General features: G+C 57.9%; 17 protein-coding genes. 14 read left to right on the top strand and 3 right to left on the bottom strand.

What is annotated here, in order from left to right:
- Positions 1-114: 114 nt before the first annotated feature.
- Genes QZ862_RS18650 through QZ862_RS18635 form a run of 4 tightly spaced genes read left to right on the top strand, consistent with a single transcriptional unit; the run spans position 115 to position 5,653 of the window.
- Positions 115-2,532: a glucan 1,4-alpha-glucosidase gene (locus tag QZ862_RS18650; RefSeq protein ID WP_296101439.1), complete on the top strand. Its 2,418-nt coding sequence runs from the start codon at positions 115-117 to the stop codon at positions 2,530-2,532.
- A gap of 14 nt (positions 2,533-2,546) precedes the next feature.
- Positions 2,547-3,551, top strand: a complete 1,005-nt coding sequence (gene gnd, locus QZ862_RS18645; RefSeq protein WP_296019809.1) for a phosphogluconate dehydrogenase (NAD(+)-dependent, decarboxylating) — start codon at positions 2,547-2,549, stop codon at positions 3,549-3,551.
- Positions 3,552-3,569: 18 nt separating this feature from the next.
- Positions 3,570-4,940 carry a glucose-6-phosphate dehydrogenase gene (gene zwf / locus QZ862_RS18640; RefSeq protein WP_296101317.1) on the top strand — a complete coding sequence of 457 codons (1,371 nt, stop codon included), beginning with the start codon at positions 3,570-3,572 and terminating at the stop codon, positions 4,938-4,940.
- Between the two features lie 17 nt (positions 4,941-4,957).
- Positions 4,958-5,653, top strand: a complete 696-nt coding sequence (locus tag QZ862_RS18635; protein WP_296101316.1) for an ROK family protein — start codon at positions 4,958-4,960, stop codon at positions 5,651-5,653.
- A 129-nt stretch (positions 5,654-5,782) separates the two neighbouring features.
- Here the strand turns inward: QZ862_RS18635 and QZ862_RS18630 are convergent, their stop codons facing one another.
- Together QZ862_RS18630 and QZ862_RS18625 are read right to left on the bottom strand one after the other, a co-directional pair.
- Entirely contained in the window at positions 5,783-6,553 is a 771-nt protein-coding gene (locus QZ862_RS18630; protein WP_296101314.1) for an SDR family oxidoreductase, read from the bottom strand.
- A gap of 10 nt (positions 6,554-6,563) precedes the next feature.
- Positions 6,564-7,766 carry a mandelate racemase/muconate lactonizing enzyme family protein gene (locus QZ862_RS18625; RefSeq protein WP_296101313.1) on the bottom strand — a complete coding sequence of 401 codons (1,203 nt, stop codon included), beginning with the start codon at positions 7,764-7,766 and terminating at the stop codon, positions 6,564-6,566.
- Positions 7,767-7,937: 171 nt separating this feature from the next.
- Here QZ862_RS18625 and QZ862_RS18620 point away from each other — a divergent pair, with 171 nt between their 5' ends.
- Positions 7,938-8,696: a GntR family transcriptional regulator gene (locus tag QZ862_RS18620; protein ID WP_296101312.1), complete on the top strand. Its 759-nt coding sequence runs from the start codon at positions 7,938-7,940 to the stop codon at positions 8,694-8,696.
- 33 nt (positions 8,697-8,729) lie between these two features.
- Here QZ862_RS18620 and QZ862_RS18615 read toward each other — a convergent pair whose 3' ends face one another.
- A complete protein-coding gene (locus QZ862_RS18615) occupies positions 8,730-9,521 on the bottom strand; it encodes an inositol monophosphatase (RefSeq protein WP_296101311.1) in 792 nt (263 codons plus the stop codon).
- Between the two features lie 314 nt (positions 9,522-9,835).
- Here QZ862_RS18615 and QZ862_RS18610 point away from each other — a divergent pair, with 314 nt between their 5' ends.
- The 9 genes from QZ862_RS18610 (at position 9,836) to QZ862_RS18570 (ending at position 19,152) form a co-directional block, all read left to right on the top strand.
- The gene (locus QZ862_RS18610) at positions 9,836-11,185 is read left to right on the top strand and encodes a sugar ABC transporter substrate-binding protein (protein WP_296085043.1); all 1,350 of its coding nucleotides are present in this window, start codon (positions 9,836-9,838) and stop codon (positions 11,183-11,185) included.
- A gap of 96 nt (positions 11,186-11,281) precedes the next feature.
- On the top strand, positions 11,282-11,833 hold the full coding sequence (locus QZ862_RS18605; RefSeq protein ID WP_296085041.1) for an SIS domain-containing protein: 552 nt from the start codon (positions 11,282-11,284) through the stop codon (positions 11,831-11,833).
- A 59-nt stretch (positions 11,834-11,892) separates the two neighbouring features.
- Entirely contained in the window at positions 11,893-12,795 is a 903-nt protein-coding gene (locus QZ862_RS18600; RefSeq protein ID WP_062599768.1) for a sugar ABC transporter permease, read from the top strand.
- Positions 12,795-13,613, top strand: a complete 819-nt coding sequence (locus tag QZ862_RS18595; protein ID WP_062424443.1) for a carbohydrate ABC transporter permease — start codon at positions 12,795-12,797, stop codon at positions 13,611-13,613. The genes QZ862_RS18600 and QZ862_RS18595 overlap by 1 nt, the downstream gene beginning before the upstream one ends.
- Complete coding sequence (locus tag QZ862_RS18590) at positions 13,610-14,515, top strand: TIM barrel protein (protein ID WP_296101310.1); 906 nt, start codon at positions 13,610-13,612, stop codon at positions 14,513-14,515. The genes QZ862_RS18595 and QZ862_RS18590 overlap by 4 nt, the downstream gene beginning before the upstream one ends.
- Before the next feature lie 13 nt (positions 14,516-14,528).
- Positions 14,529-15,527, top strand: a complete 999-nt coding sequence (locus QZ862_RS18585; RefSeq protein ID WP_296101309.1) for a sugar-binding transcriptional regulator — start codon at positions 14,529-14,531, stop codon at positions 15,525-15,527.
- A 58-nt stretch (positions 15,528-15,585) separates the two neighbouring features.
- The gene (gene ugpC / locus QZ862_RS18580) at positions 15,586-16,668 is read left to right on the top strand and encodes a sn-glycerol-3-phosphate ABC transporter ATP-binding protein UgpC (RefSeq protein WP_062599772.1); all 1,083 of its coding nucleotides are present in this window, start codon (positions 15,586-15,588) and stop codon (positions 16,666-16,668) included.
- Positions 16,669-16,773: 105 nt separating this feature from the next.
- Positions 16,774-17,502 (top strand): SDR family oxidoreductase, encoded by a 729-nt coding sequence (locus QZ862_RS18575; RefSeq protein WP_296019849.1) that lies wholly within the window; start codon positions 16,774-16,776, stop codon positions 17,500-17,502.
- A gap of 39 nt (positions 17,503-17,541) precedes the next feature.
- Positions 17,542-19,152, top strand: coding sequence for an FGGY-family carbohydrate kinase (locus QZ862_RS18570; RefSeq protein ID WP_296101308.1), 1,611 nt, complete (start codon positions 17,542-17,544; stop codon positions 19,150-19,152).
- Positions 19,153-19,211: the final 59 nt, after the last annotated feature.

The following is a 19,211-nucleotide window of genomic DNA, read 5'->3' as shown; positions in this document are numbered from 1 at the left end:
CTTTCGAGCGCCAGATAAAACAGTCTTCATTTCGCCGCACATCAAGGCAGCATTGCAATGGCAGATTTTCACCAGAACGCCTCTTCTTCCGTAATATCCGCACATCGACAGATCATGTTGGACACCGCTCCCGGTGCTCCCGGAATAGATGCGCGCTGGACGTCGAGCGCGAAAAACGGAATCGGCACTGCGCTTTCCAAGCATTCGAGAGTATGGTTCACCCTGAGCCACGGCGTGCTTAACGAGATCTACTATCCGCGTGTCGATAGCGCCTGTACGCGTGACTTCGGCTTTGTCGTTACCGGTCAAGACGGTTATTTCTCCGAGGAAAAGCGCGATTGTGTGACGCAGACAAAAACGTCGGCTCCGGGAATTCCAGCCTTTTCGATAACCAACACGGCGCGTGACGGGTCTTACATCATCGAGAAACAGATCGTCTCGGATCCTGGCCGTGCCAGCGTCCTGCAACATATTCGCTTCACCGCTCTGAAAGGCGATATAGCCGACTACACGGTTACGGCACTGCTCGCCCCGCATCTGGTCAATGCTGGACAGTTGAATTCGGCTTGGATCGGTGAGTTCGAAGATAGGCCCGTGCTTTTTGCCACAGGCCGCTCTCGTTACCTCGCGCTGATTTGCGACATCCCATGGCGCGCAACGAGCGCCGGCTTTGTCGGTGTATCGGACGGTTGGCGGCAGTTGAAAGAGCACGGGCGACTTGTACAACAGTATCAGCGTGCCGATGACGGCAACGTCGCGCTTGCTGGAGAACTGGATTTCACCAGCGATCGCCAGGAGGCAACCCTTGCCATCGGCTTCGGGCAGACCGAATTCGAAGCCGCAGCAGCGGCAGCGGAAAGCCTGAAGAACGGCTTTGAAGGGGCAAGGCAACACTATGTCGCCAACTGGCAGGCATGGCAGGAAAAGCTTTTGCCGCTTGATCGAAAAGACCGAAACGGCGTGAATACCTACCGTGTGTCCACGGCGGTTCTGGCCTCCCATAGAGCGGCCGACCGCCCAGGTGCGGTCGTTGCCAGCCTCTCGATTCCGTGGGGCTTTTCGAAGGGCGATGACGATCTAGGCGGATATCACCTCGTCTGGCCTCGCGATCTGGTGGAGACGGCCGGTGGTTTTCTCGCCGCAGGTGACGCGCACGAAGCAATCGCCATCCTCGATTATCTTCGTCTCGTGCAGCAGCCTTCGGGTCGCTGGCCACAAAACCTGTGGCTTGACGGGAAACCCTATTGGCCAGGGATTCAGATGGATGAGTGTGCCTTTCCGATCCTGCTCACAGATATGCTGCACCGTTCCGGACACCTCGATGCCAAGGCGTTGAAACGCTTCATGCCGATGCTACGCAGCGCTGCAAATTACATCATCACCAACGGCCCCGCGACATGCGAGGACCGCTGGGAAGAGGATGCGGGCTACAGCCCGTTCACGCTGGCGGTTGAAATCTCCGCGTTGTTGGCGGCGGCAGATTTGCTTTCGCTCGAGGGAGATGATGTGGCATCCAACCATCTTCGTGAAACGGCAGACTGCTGGAACGAACAGATCGAGACATGGACATTCGCCGGTGATGAAAATTTCTGCGCATCCGTCGGCATCTCCGGTCACTATGTCCGCATCGCACCGATTGGCGTCACCGATGAGGTCAGCGCGTCGGGCAAAATTGAAATCCGCAACCAGACGCCAGATCGGGCCCTGCTGCCGGCAGCCGACGTATTGAGCCCAGATGCGCTGGCACTGGTCCGCTTCGGCCTTCGCGCCCCCGATGATCCGCATATACTCGACACCATCAAAGCGATCGATCACAGCCTGCGCGCCGAGCTACCACAAGGCCCTCTTTGGTATCGTTATACGGGCGACGGGTACGGCGAGCATGAAGATGGTGCGCCTTTCGATGGGACGGGCCAAGGGCGGCCATGGCCTCTACTGGCCGGTGAACGCGCCCATTACGAACTGGCGGCGGGCAGGCGCGAAGCGGCTGAAGCCTTGCTGGCAACGCTCGAAAAATCGGCAGGTTCAGGCGGCCTGTTGCCGGAACAGGTATGGGATGGCCACGATCTTCCAGAAAAGGAGTTGTTCCCGGGACGCCCTTCCGGCAGCGCTATGCCTCTGGTTTGGGCCCACTCCGAACACATCAAGCTTCTGCGGTCGTTGAAAGATGGCACAGTTTTCGATATGCCGCCTCAAGGCGTGGAACGCTACATCAAGAACAAAACCGGTTCCGGTCTGCGCATTTGGCGCTTCAACAACCGCCTGTCTTCGATCCCGCTTGGGAAGACGCTCAGGATCGAAACGGAAGCCAAGGCTCTGGTGCATTGGAGCACAGACAACTGGGCGACCGTTTCAGATGCACCGATGGCGCCGTCAGGGCTGTCAACCTACTACGTCGACCTGCCGCTGGGCCACGCGACCGAGGAAACAACGGTCGTCTTCACCTTCTACTGGCCAGATGCCGGTCATTGGGAAAACACCAATTTTGCCGTTCGCGTCATAAATGAATCGAACGCTTCAAACACGCGTTGAAAATGGAGAATGATATGCAGATTGCAATGGTAGGTCTTGGCCGCATGGGGGCCAATATGGTGCGCCGTCTTCTGAAACAGGGCCATGACTGCGTTGTCTTCGACGTCAACGCCGACAATGTGGCCGCTCTGGTGAAGGACGGCGCCAAGGGCGCGTCATCGCCCGACGATCTCATTGCCAAGCTGGAAAAACCACGCGCCGTCTGGCTAATGCTGCCTGCGGCCATTACGCCTAAAATTGCCCGCGAATTTGCCTCCAAGCTCGACAATGGCGACGCGATTATCGATGGCGGCAACTCGCTCTACCATGAGGCGATCAATCTTTCCGCGGAGTTTGCGCCGCTCGGCGTCGACTTCATCGATGTCGGAACCTCGGGCGGCGTCTGGGGTCTGGAGCGCGGCTATTCCCTAATGATCGGTGGCCCGCAGGCCGCCGTGAAAAGGCTAGATCCGATCTTCGCGTCGCTCGCACCCGGTGCCGGCCAGGACATCGCGGAAGATCCAGAGACCGGAACTGCACCTAGAGGCTATCTGCATTGCGGCCCTGCGGGTGCAGGCCATTTCGTCAAGATGGTTCACAACGGCATCGAATATGGGGTCATGGCAGCCTACGCAGAAGGGCTGAACATATTGAAGGCCGCAAATGCGGGCAATAGCGAGCGGGAAGCGGATGCCGAGACGGCACCATTGGCAAACCCGCAATATTACCGTTTTGATGTCGATCTTCCCGCAGTCACGGAGGTTTGGAGACACGGCTCGGTCATTGGCTCTTGGTTGCTGGATCTTACGGCGGAAGCTTTGAAACAGGACCCGCATCTGGAGAACTACGATGGCCGCGTGTCTGACTCCGGCGAAGGCCGATGGACATTGCAGGCAGCCGTCGAAACCGGCGTTCCCGCACCGGTTTTGGCCTCGGCCCTGTTCGAGCGGTTCTCGTCTCGCGGTGAGGCACAGTTTGCTGGAAAGGTTCTCTCCGCCATGCGCCACGCTTTCGGCGGTCACCTGGAAAAGACCAAGTAAATCGAAAGGAATGCAGCGATGGCACAGCAACGGTCCGACGTTCTGGTGGTGTTCGGCGCGACAGGCGACCTCGCCCACAAGATGATCTTCCCATCGCTTTACGCGATGGTGAAGCGAGGCAGCCTCGACACCCCAATCATCGGTGTTGCTTTCGACGACTGGACGCGCGATCAACTGATCGCGCGTGCCAGAGACGCCGTTTCAAAGCATGTGGACGCGATCGACGAGGACGTGTTCAGCAAGATGGCGAACAGGCTCTCCTACGTCTCCGGCGATTATCGCAGCCAGTCGACATTCGACAAGCTGAGAGAGGCATTGGCTGGTCACAAAAATCCACTTTATTATCTCGCAATACCACCCTCTCTGTTTGAAACGGTTGCGGATGGTCTGGATAAGGCGGGTATCGCCAAAGATGCGCGGCTTATGGTGGAAAAACCATTCGGGCGCGATCTTGCTTCCGCAAAAACGCTGAACGAAGTGCTGCATAAAGTCTTCGAGGAAGACGCCATTTTTCGCATCGATCATTTCCTCGGTAAGGAAGCGATCCAGAATCTGCTCTATTTTCGCTTTGCCAACAGCTTTCTGGAACCGATCTGGAATCGCGATCACGTCGAGAGCGTGCAGATCACCATGGCCGAAGATTTCGGCATCAAGGGGCGCGGTAAGTTTTATGATGAAGTCGGCTGCATCCGCGACGTGATCCAGAACCATTTGGTCAACGTCCTCTTGCTACTGACCATGGAGCCCCCAGCCTCCGGCGCATCCGACGATCTGGTCGATGAAAAAGTGCAAGTGCTGAAAGCCATGCCGCCTCTTTCGAAGGACGATGTGGTGCGCGGTCAGTTCGAAGGCTATACAGACGAACCTGGAGTGGCGCCCGCCTCAGCCACAGAAACCTTTGCTGCGGTTCGGTTTCGGGTTGCCACCTGGCGCTGGAACGGCGTGCCTTTCTTCATCCGCGCTGGCAAGAACCTGCCAGCCCACGCAACGGAAGTCGTGGTGCGCTTCAAGCGACCGCCCGTGACCCTCTTTGACGAGATCACCGACACTTCTGCCAATTATATTCGCTTCCGGCTTGGGCCGGATATCTCGATCGGCATTGGCGCGCGTCGCAAGGCTGCGGGTGAAAAGATGCGAGGAGAAGCCGTCGAGCTGACCGCAGTGGATGACGGCACCGGTGACATGGCGCCCTATGAACGGTTGATAGGCGACGCCATGGCCGGTGACAGGCAACTCTTCACCCGTCAGGATGCGGCGGAGCTGGCTTGGAAGATTGTAGAGCCTATCCTGGACGAAAAGACTGTTCCACCGACGTACAAACCCGGAACGTGGGGACCTGAGGGCACGGAGACTTTCGCACCTCCTGGAGGCTGGGTGGACCCTGCTTGAGTGATTGGAGAAGACGTATGACGCAAGATGTTTCAGAACGCAAAGATCGCATTGTCCTTTCCATCGATATCGGCGGCAGTCACGTCAAGATCCTTTCCAGTGCAGGCGGCGAAGAGAAGAAAGCAGTCAGCGGCAAGACCATGACAGCGGCGGACATGGTCGCTGCCGTGAAGGCGATGGCGGACGGCTTGAAATATGACGTTGTCTCTATGGGCTATCCCGGACCGGTCGTGCATGACAAGCCGCTTCGAGAGCCTGTAAACCTGGCTGACGGCTGGGTCGGGTTCGATTATCAGGCCGCCTTTGGCTGTCCCACCCGCATCGTCAACGACGCGCTGATGCAAGCGCTCGGATCCTACAAGGATGGACGCATGCTGTTCCTCGGACTTGGCACCGGGCTTGGCGCAGCAATGATCGTGGAGAACGTTGCGCAACCCATGGAGATCGCTCACCTTCCCTACCGAAAGGGCAAGAGCTACGAGCATTATATCAGCGAAGCCTATCGCGAGAAGAAAGGTCACAAGAAGTGGCAGACGCGGGTTTTCGATGTCGTCGAGACGCTTACGAACGCCCTTGAACCCGACTACGTCGTCATCGGTGGCGGCAACGTAGAAAAGCTCGATTCACTTCCGCCGAAGTGCCGTCGCGGCGACAATAAACTCGCTTTCGACGGTGGATTTCGTCTGTGGCAGGACGAAAAGCTGAGAGTTTAATTTGTCGACTGTGGATGTTCGAAAGGGATTTTGCAGACTCGATTGAAGATGGCTTCCAGCAACTCGCTTGCTGTTGGAAGCTCATCAATAACCTTGAGGTCGCTCGACTTCATCGGTGACTAAGAGAAGCTAAAGAACCGCCAACATGCCACCATCGACGTAGATGATCTGGCCGTTGACGTAATCTGATGCGGAGGAGGAGAGGAAAACGGCGGTGCCGATCAGTTCTTCCGGCTTGCCCCATCGTTTCGATGGTGTTCTACCCTTCACCCACGCATCGAAGTCGGGATTGCTGATCAAGGCCTCGTTCATATCCGTCAGCATGTAGCCGGGACCGATCGCGTTCGCCTGAATTCCGTGCTGTGCCCACTCCGCCGCCATGGCTCTGGTCAGCATCTTGATCCCGCCCTTTGCGACCGTATAGGGCGCGATCGTTGCGCGGGCCAGTTCGCTGGTCAGCGATCCTATGTTGACGATTTTGCCATGACCGCGGGCAATCATCCGTTTCGCCGCCTCGCGCCCGATGACGAAGGCGCTTGTCAGGTTCGTATCGATGACCCGCTGCCAATCCGCCGTTTCAAGCTCGACCATAGGCTTGCGATACTGAATACCGGCATTGTTGACCAAAATGTCCACCGCAACGCCTGCAGCGTCCAGCCCTTCAAACGCTGCCTTGACCTCCTCTTCCACAGTCACGTTGAAAGACGCAGCATCAGCCTCATAACCGGCGCCGCGAAACTCAGCCACCGTCTGTGCAACACGACACGTATCGGTCCCATTGATCAGGACGCGAGCGCCGGCAGCGGTAAGACCTTCGGCCATGGCGCGACCCAGACCGCGCGAGGAGCCGGTTATCAGCGCTGTGCGACCCTTCAAATCGAAAATGGATTGATTGCTCATCGTTTCCTCCTCAAAGCGTGCTGCGTCGAACCTTAAGGTCCGATCTTTCAAAAACCTGCGGCAGCAATTCGGTGCCGAGGCCTGGCCCTTCCATCGGCAAGACGAAGCCGTTTTCGATGACCGGGACGTGGGTGACAAGTTCTTTATACCAGCCCGTATAAAAAGCCCGAACGGATTCCTGGATCATTGTGTTGGTCTGCGAGAAGGAAGAGTGAACAGCAGCCGCATAAGCAACGGGACCCGTACAATCATGCGGGGCATAGGGCCTGTGGTATGTGTCGGCAAGAGAGGCGATCTTGCGGCCTTCCGTCAGCCCCCCAGTCCAAACCAGATCGGTCATCACAATGCCGATTGCACCCGCTTCAAGCATGTCCTTGTAGGGAAAGCGCGAGCCGAGCGTCTCGGAAGCGCAGATGGGCACGCTCGTTGAGGCGGCGAGTTCGGAAAGAGCCGATACCGAGTTCATCCGGATCGGGTCTTCGTACCAGGTCGGATCGAATGCCTCCAGTTCTCGAGCGATCCGCTTGATGGTGGGCAGATTCCACAGGCTATGAAATTCGACCATGATGCGCATTCTGTCACCAACGCGAGCGCGGATCTGCTCAAACGGCTTGATGGCTGAACGCAGTTGTTCGGCGGTTATGAAGCGTCCGTCATTCTCGATCGCGGCGGGATCGAACGGCCAAATCTTCATGGCGGAAATCCCCTGCTCCAATAGATTCTCCGCCAGTGCGCCCGCATCGGTCATGAACCCTTTCAGGTCTTCATAGGGGCCCTCGGCATCGTCCCTGAAATTCCAGGTGTCGACCGGCTTGATCTTGTTCGAGCGGACATAACCGTAGCCTGCACAGGTATTATAGACAGGGATGCGGTCATGGCAGAGCCCGCCCAGCATCTGGTGAACAGGCTGGCCGCAGACCTTGCCGAAGATATCCCACAGGGCAAGATCGATTGCCGAGGCCGCACGATACTCCGCTCCGGTAGAGGCCTGCGCCATTGGCAGGTTCACCAGTTCACGCGCAAGCGCTTCGATCCGCAGCGGATCCTGGCCAAGCAGGCGGCCAGCAAGCACATCATGAATATGAGCCTCAACCGAACCGGCACCGTAAAAGGTTTCTCCCAGACCGATCACGCCTGCGTCCGTGTGGACACGCACCCACAGCACGTTGGCGAACTCTTCCGTTCTCAATGTCTCGACAGACGTGATTTTCATTCATTCATCCCCCAAAAGCGGCGCAGGCGTTGCTGACATGACATGCCAATGCAACGCCCCCTCCGAGCCGATCAAGGAAAACGACATTAGTGAGACTTGTGAAATATCACAACATGTTTTAACGGTCTTCGAAGAGATGCTCTTCACTGGTGCGAGGCAAGGAAGCCGGCGATGGCCATACCCAAGCAAAGCAGCCCACCGAAACGCACGGATAGCCTTGCGCCAAAGCGAGCAAACAGGATCAATTTCTTCGATCTTGCGTATGAGCGCATCGAAGAACGGCTTATCAATTGCGAGCTCAAGCCGGGGATGCAACTCACATTGAGTGAGTTGCAGGATGCAACGGGACTTGGCCGCACACCTGTTCATAGCGCCGTCAGCCAGCTCGCTGCAGATACGCTTTTCATCGTTCTTCCACGGCATGGTCTAAAGGTTGCACCCATAGATTTGGGAAGGGAGCGCCGCCTTCTGCCATTACGGCGCGACATAGAACGGTTTGTCGTGCGAATGGCGATCGACCACGCCAGTCCTTCGCACCGCAATCAGTTCCTGCATATGGAACGCACATTGCTTGAGCGAAGCGATAGTATGAGCCTCGCCGAGTTCAATGTGCTGGATCGCCGCATCAACCAGCTTCTGCTGTCTGCCTCCGGCGAGCCGTTTCTCGAACATACGTTGCGACCATTGCACACCATCTATCGACGCATCGGTTTCATTCACCACAATCTGACGCCGGAGAAATCCAATCTGTCCACGACCATCGACTGTCACCTAACTGTTCTGAACGCCGTCGCGAACCGGAATTTGGCTAAGGCGCTTAGCGCCACCGATGCGCTGATCGACTTCGTCGATTCCATGTTCATCGAGATGGAGCTTGGTATCGATCCACAGCTTCTGGACTGCGGGATCGAGCCGGTCTTTAAGGCGTGATCCAAACCGGTCAGTACTACCCGAAGCTGCGCGTCACGCGCTAAGCCGCTTCAGGTGCTCAAAGACGCCCTGGTTGCCGGCCCAGATTGGACCCGGCTTCGTCAGGTCCCCGGCAAACTCCGCCAACCCTCCCGCCTCACGAATAAGCGCAACGCCAGCAAGACAGTCCCAACAGTAAAGGGTCGGGTCGTAATAGCCAGCAAGCCGGTTGGCGGCGACATAGGCCAGCATGAGTGCGCCGGAGCCTACGCGAAAGAGAACGCCTCCCTCCTGATAAAGCCGGGTTACGAATGCACCGACCTCAATCGGATCGGCGCGTTCGGTCCCACCATAACCAATCGTTGTCGAGCGGATCGTCCAGTCCTGATTGATGGAAAGAGATCGACCGTTTAGCGTTGCGCCTCGATCGGTCTGGCCGACGTATAGCTCGCGCAGCACAGGGGCATACACCACCCCGACCACCGGTTCCGCATTTTTAAGAACCGCGATTGAAACCGACCAGTTTGGCTGCCCGACAAGAAAGGCCATCGTCCCGTCAATGGGATCAATCACCCAAATATAGCCCGAGGTTCCGCGCGTGGAGCCCGCTTCCTCCCCGACGATACCATCATCGGGAAAATGCTTCTGAATCGCTTTGCGAAGATAGGCTTCCGTGGTCCGGTCCGCGATGCTCACCAGGTCTTGGGTCGAGGATTTTTGTGTGGTTTCCAGTCGATGTGGCTTCAAAAGAAACCCCCGAGCTTTGGCTCCAGCGGCTTTTGCGATGCGCTCGGCAAGCGCTCTGCGGTCATCGATTTCAGTTCGCTCTGATGCGTTCGTCGTCATATTCGCCTCTGCCTTGAACGACGTCGATAAAATCACAATTGCCCCATCATTACTATTGCAAAAATAAATTTACATGTGTATCGATTGCACATTCCCGCCGAGAGGACGGCGAGCCCAAACCATTGATAACTCTTCGCGAGTGCGCCGATGGCGCAAATGGTGAGGCGTGACCAAGGCGACGGCTTCGGGAGGAAAAAGCAGTTTTGGGAAGAGGCGGCGCCGAGGGCGAGCAATGCTCTTTTGCGCGCATGTCGCAAGCGATCGAAGACTGAAACAAGCCTGCGTCATAAGGCGGGCACGATAGGAGGAGTGGCATGAAACGTTTGTTGAGAGTGTGCGTCAGCGTTCTGGCGCTGGCTGCGGGAGCCGCTGGTGCGCCGATGTTGGCGCATGCCGATTGGCTGGAAGACGCAGCCAAGCCGCTGAAGGGTACGGAGATCAGCGGCATATTCCTGGATCGCCCCGGCTATCGTGCGATCATCAAGCTCCTTCCGGATTTCGAAAAGAAGACCGGCATCAAGGTCAACTACGAAATCGTTCCTTATGAGAATACGCGCGAGAAGGAAGTGCTAAACTTCACCTCGCAAGGCGATCTCACGATGGCCCTGGTCGATCTCGTCTGGATCGGCGAATTTGCCGAAAACGGCTGGATCGACCCGATCGACAATTTCACCAAGGACAAGTCGATCACAGATCCGAACCTCAAGCTGGATGGTTTCTTCCCACTTCTGCTCGATGCGTTCGGCTCCTGGGGTGGAAAAACATACGGCCTGCCCTTCGACAACTATTCGGGCCTGATGTTCTACAACTCCTGCAAGCTCAAGGATGCCGGCTTCGACAAGCCACCGGCAACCTGGGACGAATTGATGAAGGTTTACGCGCCAAAGCTGACCGATGCATCGAAGAACCAATATGCATACGCCCTGCAATCGCTGCGCGGAGAAACGCAGTCGGCCGACAGTTTCATGCGTATGCTCTGGCCCTTCGGTGGCTCGCTGCTCGACAAGCAGTTCAAGTCCAACCTGATGAGCAAGGAAAGCCAGGCTGGCCTCAACTTCCGTCAGGATCTGATGAAATATATGCCACCCGGCATCGTGTCCTTCGACCACGCAGAAGCTGTCAACGCCCTGGCCCAAGGTCAGGTCGCAATGATCACGGAATGGTCTGCCTTCTACGGTACGCTCGTCGATCCTGCCACCTCCAAGCTCGGAGACTGCCTCGCAGTAGCGCCGGAACCCGCAGGCCCTGCTGGCCGTCTCCCTGCCCTTGGCGGCTTCTCTCTGGCGGTTGCCGCGCAGGCCACCGAAGAGCAGAAGAAGGCGACCTGGCTGTTCATTCAGTGGGCAACCTCTGAGGACATCGCCAAGGCCTATGTGGAAGCTGGCGGCGTTTCCGGCCGTATGTCCGTCTACAACGACCCGGAGATCAAGGCGAAGTACAAGTTCGTCGAGCCGATGGTCGCCTCTTGGCAGAAGGGCGTTCCGGAATTCCGTCCACGTTTCCCGGCATGGCCAGCCATCTCCGAAGTCGTTGCCGAGTGGGGTTCCAAGATGATGCTCGGCGAGGTTTCGGTCGAAGCAGGATCGAAGGAAATCGGCACGCGCATGGAGGATATCCTGAAGAAGGAAGGCTACTACGACGGCAAGAAGCAGTTGTTGCAGTAACCCTATAGCGTAAATCTCCAAGAGGTCATTGCACGGCAGGGGGTGGCGGCAACTGCTGTCACCACCCCCTGCCGATCCTTTAACCGGAACCGATCCATGCTGCATCTCTCAGACCAAGCCCTTGCCGAGATTGGCGTCTGCCTGCGCGACATCGCCACGGAGCAATTCGAAGCGACAGTTGCGGAAATCACAAAAGCTCGGCGGATCGCCCTCTATGGGGTCGGGCGCGAAGGTCTCCAGATCAAGGGACTGGCAATGCGCCTTTTCCATCTGGGACTGCATTGCGCCATGGTGGGCGACATGACCACGCCGCCCGTGGCTGAAGGCGATCTGTTGATCGTTTCAGCAGGGCCTGGCGATTTCTCAACCGTCTCGGCCCTGATCGGCGTTGCGCGCAACGCTGGTGCCCGCATTCTCGTCGTGACGGCACAACCTCAAGGCACGGCGGCAAGCCAGGCTGATTGTGTGTTGCATATACCGGCGCAAACCATGGCCGACGATCAGGGCGACACGCAATCGGTCCTGCCGATGGGATCGCTCTATGAGGGCGCGCTCTACATTGCTTTCGAGCTTCTCGTTCTCGCCGTTCGTGACCGTCTGAACGTGACGCCCCAGGCGATGCGCGCCAATCACACGAACCTTGAATAAAGCCGAGCATTGCGGCGAAAGCAGTGCCCACGCCTGCTATGCATCGAGAGGAAAGACCGATGTCAGAACCCACCTCCAGACCAAACCGCGGCTATGGCCGGTGGACACCATTCTGGTTTCTGGCGCCCGCGGTATTGACGCTGTTCATCATCGGGATCTACCCGACGATATTTGCATTGGTGACATCGTTTCGTCGCTACAACATCGCGCGCCCGCGCGAAGGCTTCCCCTTCGTCGGGTTTGAAAATTACGCGTCCGTCCTGTCGGACAGCACATTTTGGGCGTCATTGTTCCTGACTGCCAAATTCTACGTCACCGTATTGCCGATCGAGATCGTGCTCGGCCTGATGATTGCGCTCCTACTGCACAAGCCGGGCATGGGTTTCCTCAAATCGCTGGCACGAGTGACGCTCGTCGTGCCGCTTGCGACCACCTATGCCGTTGTGGGCCTTATCGGGCGATTGATCTTCAACGGTGATTTCGGCGTCGCCAACTGGTTTCTGGATGTCCTTGGGATCGGCGGTATCGACTGGCTTGGATCGCAAAGCGGCGCCTTCGCAGCCATCGCGATCATGGATATCTGGCAATGGACACCCTTCTGCGCCCTGATCTTCCTGGCCGGGCTTTCCATGGTGCCGGGTGAAATCGAGGAGGCTGCGCGGCTAGAAACCTCATCGAAGCTGTCCTTGCTGCGCTTCGTCCAACTTCCCTATCTGATGCCGGGACTGACCGCCCTGTTGATCCTGCGCTCGGCCGACGTTCTGAAGCTCTTCGACATGGTCTTCGTCATGACCCGTGGCGGCCCCGGATCGGCGACCGATCTCGTATCGATCTACATTCAACGTATCGGCTTTCGCGTGTTCGATCTTGGCACGGCGTCCGCCCAGGCGATCCTGCTGCTGATCATCACGATCCTTCTCAGCCGTCTCTATATCCGCGTTCTCTATAAGGAGGTGAACTGATGCGCCTGTCATCCGGCAAGGTTCTACACGCTCTAGGGCTCACCGCAGTCGTCCTCTTTACGCTGTTTCCCTTCTTCTGGATGGTTTCGGCAAGCTTTAAGTCGCAGTCTGACATTCTGGCCTCTCCGCCAGTCTGGCTCTTTACACCGACGCTCGATCACTATCGTGAGATTTTCGCCGACTCCAAGGTGCTTGGAGGCGTCGGTAATTCTCTGATCATCGCCATTTGCACCACGGCACTCGCCGTTGCACTCGGGGCACCTGCGGCATATGCCCTAGCCCGCTACGACTTTCGCGGCAAATCTGACCTGTGGTTCTGGTTCATCTCTAACCGCATGACGAGCCCGATCGTCCTCGCATTGCCCGTCTATATTCTAGCGTTGCAGCTCAATATTCTCGACACGCATCTTGTCCTCATTCTGATCTACCTGACCTTCAACCTGCCGATCGTCGTGTGGATATGCACCGATCAGTTCAAGTCCATTCCGCCGGATCTGGAACAGGCGGCGCGACTGGATGGCGCGGATCAGTTCACGATCTTCCGCAAGATCTATCTACCGCTTGGTGCCCCGGGGATTGCGGTATCTGCGATCTTCTCGTTCATCTTCTCCTGGAACGAACTGCTTTACGCACTGGTATTGACGAGACGCAATGTCCAGACGGCGCCCGTCGCCGCCACCAGTTTCATGTCCGGCTATGAGCTGCCCTGGGGCAAGATCATGGCAACCGGTACAGTCATCGTTCTACCGGTGACAATCTTCGCACTGATCGTTTCGCGACACATGGTTCGCGGCCTGACGATGGGAGCGACCAAATGAGCGCATCGAACCCGCTTGGCATCAACCTTTCCTTCTGCGTGAAGCGGTGGATCACGCCGCAGCTTTGGGCACCTGTCGTGCGCGATACTCTTGGACTCGACAAGATCCAGTTTTCCTTCGATCTCGTCGACCCGATGTGGCCTTCGGCAGTCGTATCGCGGCATGCCAAAGATGTCCGCAATGCCGCCGCCGATTACGGTATCGTTATTCACAGTGCCTTCATCGGTTTGGCCCATTACACCTTCAACCAGTTGCTTCATCCGGACGAAGAGGTGCGGACCTACGCCGAACATTGGCTGGAGCGCGCCTATGATTTCGCCGCCGAAGCAGGCATTCCCGCAGTCGGCGGTCCTTTGGGCGCCATTGCCTCAAGGCCGGATGGCACCGAGGCTGACGCCATCGACGAACGCGACTATCATAGCCTGATCGAGAGAATGATGCGGCTCGGCCAAAAGGCAAAGGCCGCAGGCCTGTCTGCGCTTTATGTCGAGCCGACGCCCATGCGCCGGGAATGGCCGTGGACGATTGCCCAAGCGCGGCGGATGATGACAGATGCGGCCGGCAGCGCCACACCCTGGACCTTCTGCGTCGACTGGGGCCACGGCACCATCTTACCGCTTTATGGCCAGCAGGCAGACACGATGGAGCCATGGCTTGCCGAGCTGCAGGACGTGATTTCCGCTGTTCATATCCAGCAGACAGACTTCATTCTGGACCGGCATTGGGACTTCACTGAAGCGGGACGTGTGAAGCCGCACGAGGTCAAGGCTGAGCTCGCGCGGACAGGTCTTTCGGCCTGCCCTGTATTTCTTGAGGTCTTCTATCCGTTCGAACGCGACAGCGTCTCCATACTCGACGCATTGAAGAGCACCGTCAGCACCCTTAAGCAGGACTTTGCTTAAGCCAGGAGTGACAATGATGGTGAACAAAGGAACGGATAATGGTGTAGCTGCGGATGATTTCAATGCGCAGCAGACCCGCGCCCGCGTAGCATGGCTCTATTTCATTGGAGGCATGACCCAACAGGAAATCGCCGATCAGTTGGGATTGACCCGGCTGCGGGTCAACAAGATCCTTGGACAGATCCGCACAGATGGCTCCGTCGTGGTCGATATTCGTCTGCCGATGGCCGATTGCATCGATCTTGAGCATAAGCTGAAAGAACGCTTTGGCCTGGAAGGCGCATGTGTGACCCCCACGCTGCCGGATGACGCCGAAAATCAACGCGTGATCGGCGAGGCCGCCGGTGCTTTGCTTGATGGAATGCTGCAGGATGGAATGGGGCTTGGCGTGGGCTGGGGAAAAACCCTGTCCGCCGGTCTCAAACGACTGACGCCACGCGCCCTGCCCGAAAGCTGGGTCACGTCGATCATGGGCGGACTGACGCGCGGTTCAGGCTCGAGCACATTCGAGGTTGCGACAGGCTACGCACGCGCGATTTCCGCCGAATGCTGGTATCTGACGGCGCCGCTTTATTTTCCGACAGCGGAAAGCCGGGAAGCGCTTCTGTCCCATCATGGCATTCGCGAGACGATGCGGCGCGCAACCTCGGTCGACATCGCGCTCGTTTCGTGCGGAGACATGACGCCCCGCTCGCTGCTGGTCCAGACGCCGACCGTATCGGAGAACATTACTTCGCTCCTGGACGCCGGGGCGATCGGAGATCTGCTCGGTGTCTTTCTCGACGAGGACGGCAACCCGATCGATCATCCGCTGGCAGAGCGCGTCCTTTCTCTGTCACTGAAGGATCTTAAAGCGGTGCGGCATTCGATCCTGGCTTCGGGCGGCCTCTACAAGTTCAACATCATCCGCGCGATCCTGCGTGCCGGTTACGTCAAGCAACTGGTGACAGATCAGGCATCCGCGGAGGCGCTTCTGCGGGATGCACCGCCGAACCGCAGCAAACGTCAATAGTCAAGCGGGCGTCGCACCGCTTGCGCGGTAACCGCTCACAGATTGGGAGTAACGAAGAATGACCTTCCTTCAACTGGAAAACATCAAGAAACAGTTCGGCGAACTTGGCGTCATCAAGGGCGTCGATATATCGGCGTCCAAGGGGGAATTCGTCGTTTTCGTCGGCCCGTCTGGCTGCGGCAAGTCCACGCTGCTGCGCATGATTGCCGGATTGGAGGACGTGAGTTCGGGTAAGGTCCTGATCGATGGAAAGGATGTAACCTACGAAGAGCCGGCCAAGCGTGAAGTTTCGATGGTGTTCCAGTCCTATGCGCTCTATCCGCATATGAGCGTGTTCGACAACATGGCGTTCGGTCTGCGCATGGCGAAGCTGTCCGAAGAGGAGATCAAACGACGCGTCGGCGATGCCGCCCGCATCCTTCAGATCGAGCCGCTTCTCGAACGCAAACCACGCGCCTTGTCCGGTGGCCAGCGCCAACGCGTCGCCATTGGCCGCTCGATCGTACGCAATCCGAAAATCTTTCTATTCGACGAGCCGCTGTCCAACCTCGATGCGGAGTTGCGAAGCCAGATGCGCGTCGAAATTGCCAAGCTTCACCGCAATCTCGGCGCCACGATGGTCTATGTCACACATGACCAGGTAGAGGCGATGACTCTTGCAGACCGTATCGTGGTTCTGCGCGCCGGTCTGGTTGAGCAGATCGGTTCTCCGACAGAACTTTACGACCGTCCAGCCAATACCTTTGTCGCAGGCTTCATCGGCTCGCCGAAAATGAACTTCTTGGCCGCTAAAGTCGAGGGTGCGGATGCGACGAGCCTGCGTCTTTCGCATCCCGCATTTGAAGGGCAAAGCCTCGTGCTCAGCCATCCGCGAAGCAACACGCTCCGCCCCGGAGATATCGTCACCGTTGGCCTTAGGCCCGAGCATATCAGGATCGGCACCGGCCATTCCATGCTTAACCTCACCCTCGATTTCGCCGAAAATCTGGGGGGCTCTACCCAGGTCTACGCCCGTACGCCAGCAGAACAAGTCACCATTGTGGTGAACGGCCGGCCGGATGTGACGCAGGGCGAGACAATCAGCGCGGATATCGACCATGCGCACATTTATCTCTTCACTGCGGACGGCAAGGCGCTCTGAGATTGAGGCCGAAAAAGCGTCCATCACCGTTCAGGGACGCAAAACAAGAGATCGGACAAACGTTCGATTGACAAAGGCATAATGACTGTAGGGAGGAAGCCTCACATGACCGATAGCTTTGAAGGCAAGGTTGCAGCCATCACCGGTGCGGCATCCGGCATTGGCCTGGCTTGCGCACGCAAACTTCTCGATGAGGGTGCGACAGTTGTTCTGATCGATCGCGCCGAGGACCGGTTGCGGGCGCTCTGTTCAGAGCTTGGAGAGCGTTGCCGTATGCTCGTCGTCAATCTCCTTGACGGCCAAGAGGTTTCAGGGATGCTTCCGCGCATTCTCGCTGAAGCCGGACGGCTCGATATTTTCCATGCCAATGCGGGCGCCTATATCGGCGGTGCTGTCGCAGAAGGCGATCCCGACAGCTGGGACAGGATGCTCAATCTGAATATCAACGCTGCCTTCCGTAGCGTTCACGCCGTGCTTCCGCACATGATCGCTCAAAAGAGCGGCGACATTCTATTTACCAGCTCTGTCGCCGGTGTGGTTCCTGTCGTTTGGGAGCCGATTTACACCGCGTCCAAATTCGCCGTCCAGGCATTCGTCCATTCCACTCGCCGCCAAGTTGCGCCCCATGGCGTGCGCGTCGGCGCAGTGTTGCCCGGCCCGGTTGTCACGGCTCTTCTGGATGACTGGCCGAAAGCAAAGATGGAGGAGGCGCTTGCCAATGGAAGCCTGATGCAGCCGCAAGAAGTCGCCGAAGCTGTGTATTTCATGCTGTCCCGCCCCCGCAATGTCGTGATACGAGATCTCGTGATCCTGCCCAACAGCGTCGATCTGTAGCCGGGATTGAGGTGGAGTTGTAATGCGGGAGAGTTTTCCATGAGCCGTTCCAGATATTTCATCGGCGTCGATGTCGGCACCGGCAGTGCGCGCGCCGGCATTTTTGATGAGGAAGGCGATTGCCTTGGAACGGCCAAGCACGACATCGACATCTATCGGGATGCCCACCACATGGTGGAGCAGTCGAGCGAGAATATCTGGCAGGCAGTCTCATATGCCGTGCGCACAGCGGTTTCACGCGCAGGCGTCTCGCCGGACGATATCGTGGGCATAGGCTTCGACGCCACCTGCTCGCTCGTGGTGCTGGGCGAAGGCGGGCGCTCTTTGCCGGTCGGCCCATCTGAAATCCCGGCCCGAGACATCATCGTCTGGATGGATCACCGTGCAGTAGAACAGGCAGAGCGCATCAATGCGCAAGGCCATGATGTTCTACGCTATGTCGGCGGACGCATATCACCTGAAATGCAGACGCCAAAGCTGTTATGGCTAAAGGAAAATCGGCCGGAGATCTTTGCACAGACATGGCAGTTCTTCGATCTCGCTGATTTTCTCACATGGAGAGCAACGGGAAGTCTCGCGCGTTCCACCTGCACCGTGGCATGCAAATGGACGTATATTGCCCATGAGCAGCGGTGGGACCCAAGCTATTTCCGCCAGATCGGTCTTGCGGAACTGGCTGACGAGAACTTTGCCCGCATTGGGCAGGAGATCGTCGAGCCCGGTACGCCGGTCGGTCAAGGGCTGACGGCCAAGTCTGCAGAAGATTTCGGCCTTTTACCGGGTACGCCTGTCTCTGCCGGCATGATCGATGCGCATGCAGGCGGTATCGGCACGGTGGGGATCGGCGGAACGCCCGAATCGAACCTCGCCTATGTCTTCGGCACGTCCTCCTGTACGCTGACCTCGACCGAGGAGCCGAAATTCGTTCCCGGTGTCTGGGGTCCTTACTACTCTGCCATGGTGCCTGGCCTGTGGTTGAATGAGGGCGGACAAAGTGCTGCCGGTGCGGCCATCGACCATCTGATCAGCCTTCATCCCGCATTTCCCGAGGCGCATGAAAAGGCGCGCGCTACCGGCGTTGCGCTTCCCGTCATGCTCGCCAATATGGCATCTGCCACCAGCGCTTCTCCTTCTCAGGTCGTCACGCTGGCCCGAGGCCTTCATGTGGTCCCTGAATTCCTCGGAAACCGCGCACCGTTTGCCGATCCGGCTGCTCGCGCTGTCATTGCCGGGCTTGGGATGGAGCGCGATCTCGACAGTCTCGTCGCCCTCTATGTGGCCGGTTTGTGCGGGATCGGCTACGGGCTTCGACAGATCATCGAGGCACAGACGAAGGCGGGCGCAGGGATCGACCAGATCATTATCAGCGGCGGCGCCGGCCAGCATGATCTCATCCGCCAACTTCTTGCCGATGCCAGCGGCAAGCCCGTCATCGCGCCGCAGACCGCAGAGCCTGTCCTCTTGGGAGCGGCCCTTCTCGGCGCCACCGCTGCGCAGGTCTTCACCGACCTCAAACAGGGAATGCAAAAGCTCAGCAAGCCCGGCAAGACATGCGTGCCCGCCTCTGGAACGCTCCAGCAACTGCATGATCGGCGCTACCACGCCTTTTGCACCCTTCAGGCAAGTATAAGATCGCTGCGGGATTTCTGATTATGGATTGGCCGAGGCACGCCTTGCAAGTGACCTCGGCTTGATCATGCGCTCACGCT

The sequence above is a fragment of the uncultured Agrobacterium sp. genome (genome assembly GCA_913777615.1).
Lineage (GTDB): Bacteria > Pseudomonadota > Alphaproteobacteria > Rhizobiales > Rhizobiaceae > Agrobacterium.
Note: the sequence above shows the minus strand (reverse complement) of the source record. Positions and strands in the feature narration are given on the sequence as shown.